This window comes from Pseudarthrobacter sp. MOO14 (assembly GCF_058267675.1).
Window position 1 is genome coordinate 3698223 of the sequence record NZ_CM177849.1, and the last position, 14915, is coordinate 3713137.

At 67.1% G+C, this 14915-nt stretch carries 14 protein-coding genes; all 14 read left to right on the plus strand.

Annotation, left to right across the window (positions count from 1 at the left end; translation table 11 throughout):
* Positions 1-37: 37 nt before the first annotated feature.
* The 14 genes from AC4EEV_RS17120 (at position 38) to AC4EEV_RS17185 (ending at position 14903) form a co-directional block, all read left to right on the plus strand.
* On the plus strand, positions 38-1633 hold the full coding sequence (locus tag AC4EEV_RS17120) for an ABC transporter ATP-binding protein (protein WP_491329561.1): 1596 nt from the start codon (positions 38-40) through the stop codon (positions 1631-1633).
* The gene (locus AC4EEV_RS17125) at positions 1626-3020 is read left to right on the plus strand and encodes an ABC transporter permease (RefSeq protein WP_491329562.1); all 1395 of its coding nucleotides are present in this window, start codon (positions 1626-1628) and stop codon (positions 3018-3020) included. Before AC4EEV_RS17120 ends, AC4EEV_RS17125 begins: the two co-directional genes overlap by 8 nt.
* Positions 3017-4525 carry an ABC transporter permease gene (locus AC4EEV_RS17130; RefSeq protein ID WP_109863480.1) on the plus strand — a complete coding sequence of 503 codons (1509 nt, stop codon included), beginning with the start codon at positions 3017-3019 and terminating at the stop codon, positions 4523-4525. Before AC4EEV_RS17125 ends, AC4EEV_RS17130 begins: the two co-directional genes overlap by 4 nt.
* A 98-nt stretch (positions 4526-4623) precedes the next feature.
* Positions 4624-4974: a cytidine deaminase gene (locus AC4EEV_RS17135; protein WP_240617822.1), complete on the plus strand. Its 351-nt coding sequence runs from the start codon at positions 4624-4626 to the stop codon at positions 4972-4974.
* Positions 4971-6293 (plus strand): thymidine phosphorylase, encoded by a 1323-nt coding sequence (locus AC4EEV_RS17140; protein WP_018761916.1) that lies wholly within the window; start codon positions 4971-4973, stop codon positions 6291-6293. The genes AC4EEV_RS17135 and AC4EEV_RS17140 overlap by 4 nt, the downstream gene beginning before the upstream one ends.
* A 6-nt stretch (positions 6294-6299) precedes the next feature.
* Positions 6300-6929 (plus strand): DedA family protein, encoded by a 630-nt coding sequence (locus AC4EEV_RS17145; protein ID WP_285320112.1) that lies wholly within the window; start codon positions 6300-6302, stop codon positions 6927-6929.
* A 134-nt stretch (positions 6930-7063) separates the two neighbouring features.
* Positions 7064-7795, plus strand: coding sequence for a DedA family protein (locus AC4EEV_RS17150; RefSeq protein ID WP_018761914.1), 732 nt, complete (start codon positions 7064-7066; stop codon positions 7793-7795).
* A gap of 39 nt (positions 7796-7834) precedes the next feature.
* Positions 7835-8971, plus strand: coding sequence for an adenosine deaminase (locus tag AC4EEV_RS17155; RefSeq protein WP_018761913.1), 1137 nt, complete (start codon positions 7835-7837; stop codon positions 8969-8971).
* Between the two features lie 79 nt (positions 8972-9050).
* Positions 9051-9623, plus strand: a complete 573-nt coding sequence (locus AC4EEV_RS17160; protein WP_240617821.1) for a MazG nucleotide pyrophosphohydrolase domain-containing protein — start codon at positions 9051-9053, stop codon at positions 9621-9623.
* Positions 9624-9741: 118 nt separating this feature from the next.
* Positions 9742-11022 carry a phosphopyruvate hydratase gene (gene eno / locus AC4EEV_RS17165; RefSeq protein ID WP_018761911.1) on the plus strand — a complete coding sequence of 427 codons (1281 nt, stop codon included), beginning with the start codon at positions 9742-9744 and terminating at the stop codon, positions 11020-11022.
* A gap of 137 nt (positions 11023-11159) precedes the next feature.
* Complete coding sequence (locus AC4EEV_RS17170; protein WP_491329563.1) at positions 11160-11840, plus strand: FtsB family cell division protein; 681 nt, start codon at positions 11160-11162, stop codon at positions 11838-11840.
* Between the two features lie 27 nt (positions 11841-11867).
* Positions 11868-12539: a DUF501 domain-containing protein gene (locus tag AC4EEV_RS17175; RefSeq protein ID WP_133832122.1), complete on the plus strand. Its 672-nt coding sequence runs from the start codon at positions 11868-11870 to the stop codon at positions 12537-12539.
* A complete protein-coding gene (locus AC4EEV_RS17180) occupies positions 12536-13483 on the plus strand; it encodes a Ppx/GppA phosphatase family protein (protein WP_491329564.1) in 948 nt (315 codons plus the stop codon). Before AC4EEV_RS17175 ends, AC4EEV_RS17180 begins: the two co-directional genes overlap by 4 nt.
* Before the next feature lie 4 nt (positions 13484-13487).
* Positions 13488-14903, plus strand: coding sequence for a S8 family serine peptidase (locus AC4EEV_RS17185; protein ID WP_018761907.1), 1416 nt, complete (start codon positions 13488-13490; stop codon positions 14901-14903).
* Positions 14904-14915 lie beyond the last annotated feature (12 nt).

The following is a 14915-nucleotide window of genomic DNA, read 5'->3' on the forward strand; positions in this document are numbered from 1 at the left end:
CGGAGCAGATCCATACACACACAGATTGGTTGGGGTTTTGAAACTCGAACTGAAGGGGATCACGAAGCGATTCGGGTCCCTGGTAGCCAATGACCACATCGATTTGGTCGTCGAACCGGGGCAGGTGCACTGCCTCCTGGGCGAGAACGGCGCAGGGAAATCCACCCTGATGAACGTGCTCTACGGCCTGTACGATCCGACCGAAGGCGAAATCCTGGTCGATGGCAAGCCTGTCGTCTTCAAAGACCCCGGCGAGGCCATGGCGGCCGGCATCGGAATGGTCCACCAGCACTTCATGCTCATCCCGGTCTTCAGCGTGGCCGAGAATGTCGCGCTGGGCAATGAGACCACCAAGGCCGCCGGCCTGCTCAACCTGGAAGCTACGCGCGAGAAGATCCGCCGCATCTCGGACCAGTACGGATTCGACGTCGACCCCGACGCCATGGTGGAGGACCTGCCCGTTGGCGTCCAGCAGCGGGTCGAGATCATCAAGGCACTGGTCCGAGATGCCGAGGTGCTCATCCTCGACGAACCCACCGCCGTGTTGACGCCGCAGGAGACCGACGAACTCCTGGACATCATCCGGCAGCTGAAGCGCGACGGGAAATCGATCGTCTTCATCTCCCACAAACTGCGCGAAGTCAAAGCCATCTCGGACACCATCACAGTCATCCGGCGCGGCAAGGTGGTGGGGCAGGCGGACCCCACAGCTTCCCCCACCGAACTGGCGTCCGCCATGGTGGGCCGCACCGTGAGCCTGACGCTTGACAAGGCGCCGGCCAAGACGGGTGAGGTGACCTTCAAGGTCCGCAACCTGACCGTCACCGACCACAATGGCCAGCATGTGGTCGATGACCTGTCATTCGACATCGCCAAGGGCGAGGTGCTCGCCATCGCCGGAGTGCAAGGCAACGGCCAGACGGAGCTGACCGAGGCGATCCTTGGCGTGCAGCCGCACGTGGCCGGGTCCATCACGCTCGACGGCGAGGAATTGTTGGGCAAGAGCGTAAAGCATGTGCTCGGTGCGGGTGTGGGCTTCGTCCCCGAGGACCGCACCCTTGACGGCCTGGTAGGCACGTTCACCATCGCCGAGAACATGATCCTGGACCTCTACGACAAGGCACCCTTCGCCCGAGGCGTGGGGATGAAACCGGGCGTCATCGCGGAGAACGCTGCCAAGAAGGTCGAGGAATTCGATGTCCGCACGCCCTCCGTATCCGCCGCGGTGGGCACCCTCTCCGGCGGCAACCAGCAGAAGGTCGTCCTGGCCCGTGAGCTCTCCCGCCCGCTCCGCCTGTTCATTGCCTCGCAGCCCACGCGCGGGCTTGACGTCGGCTCGATCGAATTCGTCCACAAGCGCGTCATCGCCGAACGCGACCACGGAACGCCCGTCATGATCGTGTCCACGGAACTTGACGAAGTACTGCAGCTGGCAGACCGGATCGCGGTGCTCTACCGCGGCCGGCTGGTGGGAATCGTCCCCGCCACCACGTCCCGCGACGTCCTGGGCCTGATGATGGCCGGTGTCCCGGCCGCGGAAGCCGAAGCCAACGCCTCCGCCCATGCTTCCGGCGTAACGGCCGCACCGACGGTATCTGAGCCTGCCGGCCACGAAGGAGAAACCCATGTCTGAGAAGACAACCCCGGACCCGCTGGCCACAGGCAATGACAGCGCCCCGGAGCCCGCCCCGACCCTGGTGCCAGGCGGCACCACCTCCGAGGCCGTCGCCTCCGACGTCGCGCTGGACACCGCCGGCGGCCAGATGCCGCCGTCCGCCGTTCCGGCGGCCACCCAGCTGCGCGGCCGGGACCACCGGGACGGTGACGGATCCGTCCTGCACCAGATCTTCACCGGCAACGCCATGGTCTCCTTCCTCTCCGTGCTGCTGGCCATCGTGCTCGGCGGCATCCTGATGGCGGTGACCAACCCCAAGGTCGCCGTCACGGCCGGTTACTTTTTTGCCCAGCCCGGAGACCTCCTGACCGAGGTCATCCGTCCCTATACCGCACTGGTGCAGGGGTCCATCTTCAACTGGGCCGGCGCCGACCTGGCCGCCCAGCTGTACCCGATCACCGAGACCCTCACGGTCGCAACTCCGCTTATTTGTGCCGGGCTCGGCGTCGCGTTGGCGTTCCGCGCCGGCCTGTTCAACATTGGCGCCCAGGGGCAGATCATCTTCGGTGCGCTCTTCGGCGCCTACGTTGGCTTCGCCTGGCACCTGCCCATCGGCCTGCACCTGCTGGTCGTCATCCTCGCCGGCCTGGTTGGCGGCGCGGTCTGGGGTGGCGTCGTGGGCCTGCTGAAGGCGCGGACCGGCGCCCACGAGGTGATCGTGACCATCATGCTCAACTACATCGCCAACTTCCTGCTGCTCTTCCTGCTCACCACCCCCGCTTTCCAGCGCAAGGGTTCCACCAACCCGATCTCCCCGTTCCTTGACTCCACCGCGTTGTTCCCCGAACTGCTCGGACCCCAGTTCCGCCTGCACGCCGGGTTCCTGGTTGCGATAGCGGCCACCGCCTTCGTCTGGTGGCTGCTGAACCGCTCCACGATCGGTTTTGAGTTCCGCGCCGTTGGGGCAAACCCGAGCGCGGCCCGTACCGCCGGCATCAACGTTGCCCGCAGCACCATCCTGGTGATGGCGATCGCGGGTGCGCTGGCCGGCCTGGCCGGGGTGGCGCAGGTGTCCGGCACGGAAAAGTACCTTTCCGGCGGTGTGGCCGCTTCCATCGGCTTTGACGCCATCACCGTCGCTCTGCTGGGACGCTCCACGCCGTGGGGAACCTTCTTTGCGGGCCTGCTGTTCGGCGCTTTCCGCGCCGGCGGCGTGGCAATGCAGGCACAGACGCAAACCCCCATCGACATTGTGCTCGTCATCCAGTCCCTGATCGTGTTGTTCATCGCAGCACCGCCGCTGGTCCGTGCGATATTCGGACTCAACCCCCGTAAGAAGAAGACCACCACAAGTGGGACCGCAGGTTCGCATACCGGCGGCGTCAAGAGCGGAGCGGCAGCATGAGCGCCACCACACAATCTCCCGCGAGCAAACAACCTGGAACCGGGAAAACCACCGGAGCCAACCGTGCCGCAGGCCGGGCAGGGACAACGGAACTGGTGAGCTGGAAGGCCGGCGTCGGCCTGGGCCTGCTCGCCATCCTGGGCACCGTGCTGTTTGGATTCCTCGCCAACACAAAATCCGCCGGGTTCCGGATCGCCGAAGCCCGCGACCCAAACGCCTCGTCCACCGCAGCCTGGATCACCCTTGTCGTGGCGCTGGCTGCCGCCGGTTACCTCGGCTACCGCTGGATCAGCCAGCGCCGCGAGGGCGGGGGAGTGGACCGCTGGATTCCCGCCACCACCATCGCTGCCGTCGTCGTCCTGGGCCTCGCCGCCCTCGGCGTTGCCCAGGTGGAGAAGATCACCGTGCCCTCGATGGTCTTCGGCTGGATTTGCGCCCTCTTGCTGCTCGGCCTGGCCGGGTACGCCATCCTGCTGACCCTGCAACGGCGGCGCACCCCCGGATGGCTGGGCGGTCTCTTCGCCGTCGTCTTCCTGGTCGGGTTCATGATCTGGATCGTCGCCGGCGGCCGTGACCCCGAACCGTCCATTTCCCTGGGCGGCCTGATGGCAGGAGCGGTGACACTGGCCGTACCACTGGTGTTCGGGTCGCTGTCCGGAGTGCTGTGCGAACGGGCCGGCGTGGTCAACATCGCCATCGAAGGACAGCTCCTGCTCGGTGCGTTCTCCGCCGCCGTCGTAGCCACCGTGACAGGCAATGTCTACGTGGGACTCATTTCGGCGGCCGTCGCCGGCGCACTCGTGTCCCTGGTCCTGGCCGTGGTGAGCATCAAGTACCTCGTCAACCAGATCATCGTCGGCGTGGTCCTCAACGTCCTGATCAGCGGCCTCACCAGCTTCCTGTTCTCCACCCTGCTCACGGCGGACCCGGAACACCTCAACAAGCCCGGCCGGCTCCAGGCAGTGGATATCCCGTTCCTTGCAGACATCCCGATCATCGGACCCATCCTGTTCCGCCAGTCCCTGGTGGGCTACCTCATGTACGTGGCCGTGATCGTGGTCTACGTCGGGCTGTTCCACACCAAATGGGGCCTGCGGGTGCGCGCCGTCGGCGAACACCCCCAGGCGGCGGACACCGTGGGCATCAACGTCAACCGCACCCGCTTCATCAACGTCCTGATGGGCGGCGCGATCGCCGGCATCGGTGGTTCCTTCTTCACCCTGGTGTCGGTGGACGCCTTCAGCAAGGACATGTCCGGCGGTCGCGGCTACATCGCCCTTGCCGCCATGATCTTCGGGCGCTGGAATCCCATCGGGGCCTTCCTGGCCGCCCTGCTCTTCGGCTTCGCCGACAACCTGCAGAGCATCATCACCATCATTGGCTCGCCCGTGCCCAGCCAGTTCATGGCGATGCTCCCCTACGCCCTGACCGTCATCGCCGTGGCCGGCCTCGTGGGGCGGTCCCGGCCGCCCGCGGCCGACGGCATCCCGTACGTCAAGGGGTGACCACGGTGACAGAAACCGGAGCCCCCGGCAACCAATGCAAGCCCGGCGGAGGTACCGGCGTCGATTGGGCCGCCCTCGAGGCTGCCGCCGTTGCCGCCATGGCAAATGCCTACGCGCCGTATTCGAATTTCGCGGTGGGGGCGGCCGCCCTCACCACGGATGGCCGGATCGTCAGCGGCTGCAACGTCGAGAACGCCAGCTACGGCCTCACCCTCTGCGCCGAATGCGCCTTGGTAGGCAATCTGCACATGACCGGCGGCGGCCAATTGCGCGCCTTCTACTGCGTCGATGCCGGCGGCACGGTCCTGATGCCGTGCGGCCGCTGCCGCCAGCTGCTGTACGAATTCCGCGCCCCGGACATGGAAGTCATGACCACCCAAGGCATCAGGACGATGGACCAGGTGCTGCCCGACGCATTTGGCCCCCAACATCTGGAGGAGACCCGGTGACCCAAACCACCAGCAACGCCGAGGCATTCGATGCCGTGGACATCATCCGCATCAAGCGGGACAAAGGCACTCTGAGCCCCGAACAGATCGACTGGACCATCGACGCCTACACGCGTGGAGCCATTGCCGATGAACAGATGGCGGCCTTGAACATGGCCATCCTGCTCAACGGCATGGACCGGGCGGAAATTGCCCGCTGGACCGCCGCCATGATCGCGTCAGGGGAGCGAATGGACTTCTCCAGCCTTCGGCGCCCCGACGGCGGCCTGAAGTACACCACGGACAAGCACTCCACCGGCGGGGTAGGGGACAAGATCACCCTGCCGCTGGCCCCGCTCGTGGCGGTGTTCGGCGTCGCCGTCCCGCAGCTCTCCGGCCGCGGCCTGGGCCACACGGGCGGCACCCTGGACAAGCTTGAGTCGATTCCCGGGTGGCGCGCAAACCTGACCAACGGTGAGATCCTGGCCCAACTCCAGGACGTCGGGGCAGTGATCTGCGCCGCCGGCGCAGGCCTGGCCCCGGCGGACAAGAAGCTTTACGCGCTGCGTGACGTGACCGGCACCGTGGAAGCCATCCCGCTCATCGCCTCGTCCATCATGAGCAAGAAGATCGCCGAGGGCACGGGCTCGCTGGTCCTGGACGTCAAAGTGGGCAGCGGAGCGTTCATGAAGGATGAGTCCCGGGCCCGGGAACTGGCCGAGACCATGGTGGCCCTGGGCAAGGACGCCGGCGTCAACACGGTTGCGCTGCTGACCAACATGAACACGCCACTGGGCCTCACAGCCGGCAACGCCATCGAAGTCGAGGAGTCCGTGGAGGTCCTCGCCGGTGGCGGACCGGAAGACGTGGTGGAGTTGACCGTCAGGCTCGCCGAAGAGATGCTCGCCGCTGCGGGAGTGCACGACGCCGACCCCGCCGCCGCGCTCAAGGACGGCCGCGCCATGGACGTCTGGAACCGGATGATCTCCGCCCAGGGTGGCGATCCGCATGCCCCCCTCCCGGCAGCCAGGGAATCCGATGTCGTCTACGCCCCCGCAGACGGAGTGCTGGTGGAACTCGACGCCCTGGCCGTCGGGGTTGCCGCCTGGCGGCTGGGGGCCGGCCGTGCCCGCAAGGAGGATGCCGTCCAGGCCGGAGCCGGGGTGCGGATGCACGCCAAACCGGGCGCCACCGTCAGGGCCGGGGAACCCTTGATGACCCTGCTTACGGACACACCGGACCGGTTTGCCCGCGCCCGGGAAGCCCTCGAACACGCGGTGGTCATCGCGCCGGATGGTTCACGGCCTGCCCAGCAGCTCATCATTGACCGCATAGCATAGGTACCAATGCAGGCCATCAACGACTTCATCCTCGCCGCAGCCGGACAGCCCTGGGTGCTGGTCCTGGTGCTGGCGTGCTGCGTCATTGACGGCTTCTTCCCGCCCGTGCCCAGTGAATCCGTGGTGGTGGGCCTCGCCGCCGTCGCCGCCACCGCGGATGTCCCCAACCCCCTGCTTCTGGCAGGGGTGGCTGCCGCCGGAGCCTTCGCGGGCGACAACATTGCCTACCTCCTGGGCCGGCGGGTGGGCACCACCCGCTGGGCCTGGATGCGCGGACCGCGGATGCAGGCCGCCTTCCGCTGGGCGGGCCGGGAACTGCGCAAGCGGCCGGCGTCGCTGATCCTGGTGGCCCGGTTCGTTCCGATCGGCCGCGTGGCGGTCAACCTGACCGCCGGAGTCACCCACTATCCCCACCTGCGGTTCGTGGGGCTGACGGTCCTTTCCGCAAGCCTGTGGGCCGGATACTCCGTGACGATCGGGCTGTTCTTCGGCCAATGGTTCGAGGACAACCACGTCCTGGGCGCCGCGATCGCCATTGTCTGTGCCGTAGCCCTGGGCATCCTGGTGGACCTGGTGATCAACAAATTCCGGGGTAAACCCAACGTGGTGGAACGGATCCGGGAACCCGGGACCTGAGCCCCGCGTTTAACCGGATAATTCCGGGCGCCGGGGCGTAGCGTACTGCGTCCCCGCCATGGGACACTTAGGAACGATTTCCGCTTTGGCTGCGGCGCTTCGGCCGTGCCATTTTTTTACAGGAGCAACACCGCGTGGAGTTTATTAATGAGGCCGTGCTCCATGCAGCGGGCCAGTGGTGGATCTACCCCGTACTGCTGGTGTTCTTCTTCGTGGACGGCTTCGCCATGGTGGTGCCCAGTGAGACTCTCATTGTGGCTTTGGCGGCTTTCTCGCGGCACAGCGGCGAACCCAATCTTTGGATCCTTGGTCTGACCGCCCTGATCGGCGCGATCTGCGGCGACAACATGGCCTATATGCTCGGCCGAAAGATCGGACTGGACCGGTGGGCGTGGATGCGCCGGCCCAAGGTCCGGAAAGTCTTCGCCTGGGCCCGCTACGAGCTCGAGAAGCGCGGTGCGGTCCTCATCTTCACCGCCCGGTACATCCCTTGGGGCCGGGTGGCTGTCAACTACGTGGCCGGCAGCACCGGGTTCTCACACCGCAGGTTCTTCGTCTTCGACGCCTTTGCCTGCGTCACATGGGTGGGCTACTCCCTGGGCATCGGGGTGCTGGCCAGCTCCTTCCCATGGCTGCACCACAACCCGCTCCTGAGCGCCGGCATTGCCGTCGTCTTCGCGATAGTCCTGGGCGTCGTGATCGACCACGCCCTGCGCTGGTGGCACAAACGGCTCGGACGCCACGATGCGCCCGAGGCTGACGCCGACGTGGACGGATGGGCCGAAAACACCCCGGGCCAGGAAGGACGGCCCGGCACCCGGCCCCTAACGGTGCCATCGGCCGATGCGGGTCCCGCAGCCAAGTAGCGGCTGGCTTTGAACCCCGCCCCACCCTAAGGTGGGAACGTGACTGAGCCCATTCTTGACGCTGCCCCTGCCATTGATTTCGACCTGAAGAGCCTGCCCAAGGTTTCCCTTCACGACCACTTGGACGGGGGACTCCGTCCGGCAACGATTATCGAGCTGGCGGAAGCCGTGGGGCACACCCTCCCCTCGACGGATCCGGTTGCCCTGGGGGAGTGGTTCCGCGAATCCGCCGACTCCGGGTCCCTGGTCCGCTACCTGGAAACCTTCGACCACACCGTGGCCGTAATGCAGACCTACGACGGCCTGTTCCGCGTGGCCAAGGAGTTCGTCGAAGACCTGGCGGATGACGGCGTGGTCTACGGCGAGGTCCGGTGGGCGCCGGAGCAGCACCTGCAGAAGGGGCTCAGCCTGGATGAAGCCGTGGAAGCGGTCCAGGACGGCCTGGAAGCCGGCGTCGAGGCCGTGTCGGAGAGCGGCCGGGAGATCCAGGTGGGCCAGCTGATCACCGCCATGCGCCACGCGGACCGCGGCCAGGAAATCGCCGAACTCGCCGTGCGCCACCGCAACCAGGGCGCAGTGGGCTTTGACATCGCAGGGGCCGAGGACGGCTTCCTGCCCAGCCGTTTCAAGGACGCGTTCACCTACCTGGCCCAGCACAACTTCCCCGCCACGGTGCACGCCGGCGAGGCTGCGGGGCTGGAGAGCATCCAGTCTGCACTGGTGGACGGCCGCGCCCTCCGCCTGGGGCACGGCGTCCGGATCGCCGAGGACATCATGGTGGAATTCGACGATGACGACGAGGCCGGCGACACCGTCGGCCTGGTCACCCTCGGCGACCTCTCCAGCTGGGTTCGTGACCGCGGCATCGCCCTGGAAATCTGCCCGTCCTCCAACCTCCAGACCGGAGCCATCGCCGAATTTGGCGAGGGTATCGAGAGCCACCCGCTGGACATGCTGTACCAGCTGGGCTTCAACGTCACCATCAACACCGACAACCGCCTGATGAGCGGCGTCACGCTGACGGACGAGTTCAACCTGCTGGTGGAGACGTTCGACTACGACCTTGACGACCTGCTGGAGCTGACCCTGAACGCGGCCGAGGCGTCCTTCCTGCCCTTGGAGGAGAAGGAAGCACTGGTGGAATACATCAACGACGCCTACGCCAACCTTGGCTGACCAGGATCCTCCTCCCGGCAGCTCCGCCACTGCGGAGCTGCTGGAAAAGATGTCCCAGCTGCGCGAGCACTGCCCCTGGATGGGTGCCCTGACGCACGCCTCGCTGGTGGAATACCTCCTCGAGGAGGCCTATGAGGTGGCTGAGACCATCGAGGAGGGCCACCCCGACGCCGAACTCCAGGGCGAGCTCGGTGACGTCCTGCTCCAGGTGGTGCTGCACGCCCGCCTTGCCGAGGAACGAGGCGCGTTCACGTTCGACGACGTCGCGCGCGGACTGGCTGCCAAAATGGTCCGCCGGAACCCCCACGTCTTCCGGCCCGACGGTTCCCTGCAGGACACCTTCCCCGCCACGGTGGCGGAAATCGAGCAGACGTGGGATGCGGTCAAACGGGCGGAGCGCCCGGAGCGGCGCCATGCCTTCGAAGGAGTCCCCGCTGCCCTCCCGGCGCTGGCCAAGGCGCAAAAATCGCTTGACCGGGCGGCCCGGGCAGGGCTCGGGCTGCCCGACGGGGTTCCCGTCCCCGAAAGCGAGGAAGAACTGGGAACCCTGCTGCTCGCCGTCGTGCGTTCGGCCCGGGACCGCGGCATGGACGGCGAGCGCGCCCTCCGTACCGCCGTACGCCGCTACCACGGCGACCAAGCGGCATCATGACGTCCGGGCCTTGACCGGTTTGAGTAACCCGGAGCACTCTCGACTACGCTAGTCCCTGACGAGTACGTCGAGTTTTCTGCCTGATTCCCCCCGTTAATCGCCCATAAGGAGCAAATTCATGGCGCTTATCGATGCCATCCACGCCCGCGAGATCCTTGATTCCCGCGGCAACCCCACTGTTGAAGTTGAAGTCCTGCTGTCCGACGGCCAGATCGGCCGCGCCGCAGTTCCCTCAGGTGCTTCCACCGGTGAGCACGAAGCCGTTGAACTGCGCGACGGCGACAAGGGCCGCTACCTCGGCAAGGGCGTGCAGAAGGCCGTCGACGCCGTGATCGACCAGATCGCCCCCGCCCTGACCGGCTTCGACGCCACCGACCAGCGCAGCATCGACCAGGCCATGCTGGACCTGGACGGCACCCCCAACAAGGGCAAACTCGGCGCCAACGCCATCCTGGGCGTCTCCCTGGCCGTCGCCAACGCTGCCGCAGCATCCGCCGACCTGCCCCTCTACAAGTACCTGGGCGGCCCGAACGCCCACGTCCTGCCCGTGCCGCTGATGAACATCCTCAACGGTGGGTCCCACGCCGACTCCGACGTCGACATCCAGGAATTCATGATCGCCCCTATCGGCGCCGAAACCTTCTCCGAGGGCCTGCGCTGGGGCGTTGAGGTGTACCACAACCTCAAGTCCGTCCTGAAGGAACAGGGCCTGTCCACCGGCCTGGGCGACGAGGGCGGCTTCGCCCCGAACCTGCCGTCCAACCGCGCGGCACTGGACCTGATCCAGGAAGCCATCAAGAACGCCGGCTACACCCCGGGCAAGGACATCGCCCTGGCCCTGGACGTCGCCTCCTCCGAGTTCTTCAAGGACGGTGCCTACCAGTTCGAAGGCAAGGCCCTGTCCGCCAGCGAGATGAGCGCCTACTACGCCGAACTCGTTGCCGACTACCCGCTGGTGTCCATCGAGGACCCGCTGGACGAGAACGACTGGGAAGGCTGGAAGACCCTCACCGACGCCATCGGCGACAAGGTCCAGCTGGTGGGCGATGACCTTTTCGTCACCAACCCGTCCATCCTGCAGCGCGGCATCGACACCAAGACGGCCAACTCCCTGCTGGTCAAGGTCAACCAGATCGGTTCCCTGACCGAGACCCTGGACGCCGTCAGCCTGGCCCAGCGCGCCGGCTACACCACCATCACCTCGCACCGCTCCGGTGAAACCGAGGACACCACCATCGCCGACATCGCGGTGGCCACCAACGCAGGCCAGATCAAGACCGGCGCACCTGCCCGCTCCGAGCGCGTTGCCAAGTACAACCAGCTGCTGCGCATCGAAGAGGAACTCGACGACGCCGCACGCTACGCCGGCCGCAGCGCCTTCCCGCGTTTCAAGGGCTAGTAACCGGCTAAACCCATCGGCGGTGGCTATGGTTGGAAGACCATAGCCACCGCTGTTGCTTTTCGCAGCAATGGTCCCAGCAGTGTTTGTCCAGCACAGATAGTGGCGGCCCAGGGAGGCTGCGTTTCAGGAGTGTCATGGCTACCCGCCGCCCCAAAGTTCCCAAGGTCACCCCCGCCCGTCCGGCAAAGGATACGGCCGACGACGGTACCTCCGGCGGGGCCGAGGTCATCCGGGCGGATTTCCGCCCGGCCAAGGACACCGGCGCAGCAGGCGCGTCACCGGGACATGGCGCCGGCAGCCGCGGAACTGCAGGCCGCCCGGCCGGAAAGTCGGGGGAGCCAACCACGCCCAAGGCGTCCGCCGGACGCAAGGGCAGCAGCTCCATTGACGGCAAGGACGGCCGGGACAGCGATGGCGATCAGCACCCCGTCCCCGCCAAAGCGTTCTCGGGCCGCATGCTGGCCCTGGCCGTGGTGATGGTGGCCATCACCATCATGCTGGCGCCCACGGTGAAGATCTTCTTCGACAAAAAGGCCGAAATCGACGCGCTGAATGCCGATATCGCCGCACGCCAGGCCCAGGGGGATGCCCTCCGGCAGCAGGTTTCGCGGTGGCAGGACCCCAACTACGTCAAGCAGCAGGCCCGCGACCGCATTAACATGGTTATGCCGGGCGAAACCGGCTACTGGGTTTTTGGCAGCGATGAACCGGCCGGAGAGAGCAGTAGCCCCGCCGGCGCAACAGCACAAGACCCCGCCGATCTGCCGTGGGTGGATTCCCTGTGGGAGTCCATCAGGCGCGCGGCCACAGACTGAACCGCACAGGAAGGACGGCCCGCGACAATGGAACACAGCACGGAAGCCGCCCGGGACGAATCCCGCCAACCGACAGCACACGACCTTGACGTACTGAGCAGGCAGCTGGGACGTCCTGTCCGCGATGTCGTGGAAATTCCGGCACGGTGCGTCTGCGGCAACCCGCTCGTCGCCGCGACCGCCCCCCGTCTCAGCAACGGGACCCCGTTCCCCACCACGTTCTACCTGACCCATCCGGTGATCACCTCCGCGGTGTCCAGGCTGGAAGCTGCGGGCGTCATGAATGAGATGAATGACCAGCTCGCCGGGGACCCCGCCCTCGCTGCGGCTTACCGGTCGGCCCATGACGAATACCTGGCCGCCCGGAATGCGATCGGAGAGCGTTCCGGCATCGGCCCGGTGCCGGAAATCGACGGCGTCTCGGCCGGCGGCATGCCCGTACGCGTCAAGTGCCTGCACGTCCTCGTGGGCCACTCCCTGGCGTCCGGTCCCGGCGTCAACCCGCTCGGCGACCAGGCCCTTGGAATGATCAGCGAGTGGTGGACGGCGGACAAATGCTACTGTGACGGCGCCTGGGACACCACCGGGGCAGCGCCGTCCCGGGATCTCAGCCGCCACGGCCCCCAGGGCCTGCCGGACATCGTTGGCCGCCCCGCGCCCGTGCGAAAGCCTGCCCGCGACGCCGGGGTGGCGGAATGACGCGCGTGGCCGCCATCGACTGCGGCACCAACTCCATCCGGCTCCTGATCGCGGACATCGACCGGAGCAGCGGCAGTGCGGCCTTGACCGACGTCGTCCGGGAAATGCGCGTGGTCCGGCTGGGCCAGGGGGTGGACGCCACCGGCGAACTGGCTCCGGAAGCGCTGGAACGCACCTTTGCCGCCGCCGCAGACTATGCCCGCCTCATCCGTGAGCACGGCGCGGAACGCACCCGGTTCGTTGCGACCTCGGCAACCCGCGACGCACGCAACCGCGACGTCTTCGTAGACGGCATCCGGGACCTGCTGGGAGTTGAACCGGAGGTCATTTCCGGTGATGAGGAAGCGGCCTTGTCCTTCGCCGGCGCCAGCAGTGTGCTGCCCATCCTGGACGGCCACGAAGTCCTGGTGGTCGACCTCGGCGGCGGAAGCACCGAATTCGTCCTCGGCACCGCGGCCGGGGTCACGGCCGCCAAGTCCGTGGACATTGGCTGTGTCCGCCTCACGGAGCGGCACCTGCGCGATGATCCGCCCACCGCCGAACAGGTGGCGGCCGCCGAAGCCGACGTTGACGCCGCCCTGGACCGCGCCGGACGCGACGTTCCGCTCGAACGCGCAACCGCCGTCGTCGGTGTGGCCGGGTCCGTCACCACCATCACCGCGCACGCCCTCCGCCTGCCCGAATATTCGCCGCAGGCCATCCACGGCGCTGAGCTGCCCATCGAGGTCGTCACGGCCGCGGCCGGTGACCTGCTCGAGATGACCCGCGCCCGGCGCGCGGACCTGCCGTACATGCACCCGGGCCGGGTGGATGTGATTGGCGCCGGGGGACTGGTATGGCGCCGCATCCTGGAACGGATGGGCACGCTGACCGGCGGCAGGATCACCTCCGCCACCGCGAGCGAGCACGACATCCTTGACGGCATCGCCCTGGGCATGGGCTAGCCGCATGCAGTCCACCCCAGCTCCGACCCCGCCTGCGCGCCGGGCCGCCGCGGCCCTTGTCGCTGTCCTGCTCGCAGCATGTTGCCTGTGCGCCGGCCTCTTTACCGCCCCGGCCGCCAAGGCCGACGATTGGCGCGACAAGGAATATTGGCTGGCAGATTCCGGCATCACCAAGGCCTGGGAGGTCTCCAAAGGCGCCGGAGTCAAGGTAGCCGTCATCGACAGCGGCATAGACGCCCAGCACCCGGACCTCAAAGGTGTGGTCACCGGCGGCTATGACGCGTCCGGATCCGGCCAGCCGGACGGCCAGAAAAGCGTCGGTTCCAAGCCCGAACACGGCACCTTGGTGGCCACCATGCTGGCAGGCCGCGGGCACCAGCCGGCCAGTCCCTCGCCCAGCCCCAGCCCCAGCCCCGGGCCCGCCGGCACGCCGCCGGACGGGATCATGGGCGTGGCGCCGGAAGCGCAGCTCCTTTCCGTTTCCACCTGGCTGGGTTCCCCGAACCCTTCCGGCAAGAGCGACCAGGACCAGATTCCAGAGGCCGTCCGCTGGGCCGTGGACAACGGTGCCAAGGTCATCAACATTTCGCTCGGCAGCACCACACCCCAATGGCCCCAAAGCTGGGATGCGGCGTTCCTGTATGCCGAACAAAAGGACGTGGTCATCGTGGCCGCGGCCGGCAACCGGGTAGGCGGCAACACCCAGGTGGGCGCTCCCGCAACCATTCCCGGTGTCCTCACCGTCGCCGGCCTGGACCGCAAGAACACCGCCAGCGTGGATGCTTCCTCGCAAGGGATCAGCATCGGGGTGGCCGCGCCTGCGGAGAACCTGGTGGGCGGGCTCCCCGGCGGGAGCTACGCGGAGTGGGCCGGAACGTCAGGGTCCACGCCGATCGTTGCCGGGGTGGCCGCCCTGATCCGGTCCAAATGGCCGGACATGAGTGCCGAGCAGGTCATTAACAGGATCGTCTCAACGGCGAAGGATGCCGGGGCCCCCGGAAAGGACCCGCTGTACGGCTACGGCATCCTCAACGCGGAGGCCGCCCTCAAGGCAGAGGTCCCGGAAGTGTCGGTGAACCCGCTGGGCACCATTGCCGAATGGATCCGGGTCCACCGGCGCGGCAACGCAGCACCGGCAACCCCGCTTCCCTCCGCCACCCCGGTGCCCAGCGCCGCGCCAACCCTGCCGGAGGCAACCGTCCCCGCCGCCAAGGCCCCCTCGCAGCGCGACAGTGCCATCGGCGCCGCCGTCGTGATTGGTTTCGCCGCCCTGTTCGTGGCCATCATCGCGGCAGCGGCCTTCCAGCTCAGGCGGGCATCCCGCAACCCGGCCCTGGCCAGGGAGGACCCGGACACAGGAGTGGTGGAACGGGTGGATCTGCCCCGGGAACGTCACGTTACGGACCAGCGACCAAGTTAGTGAAGATTTTCA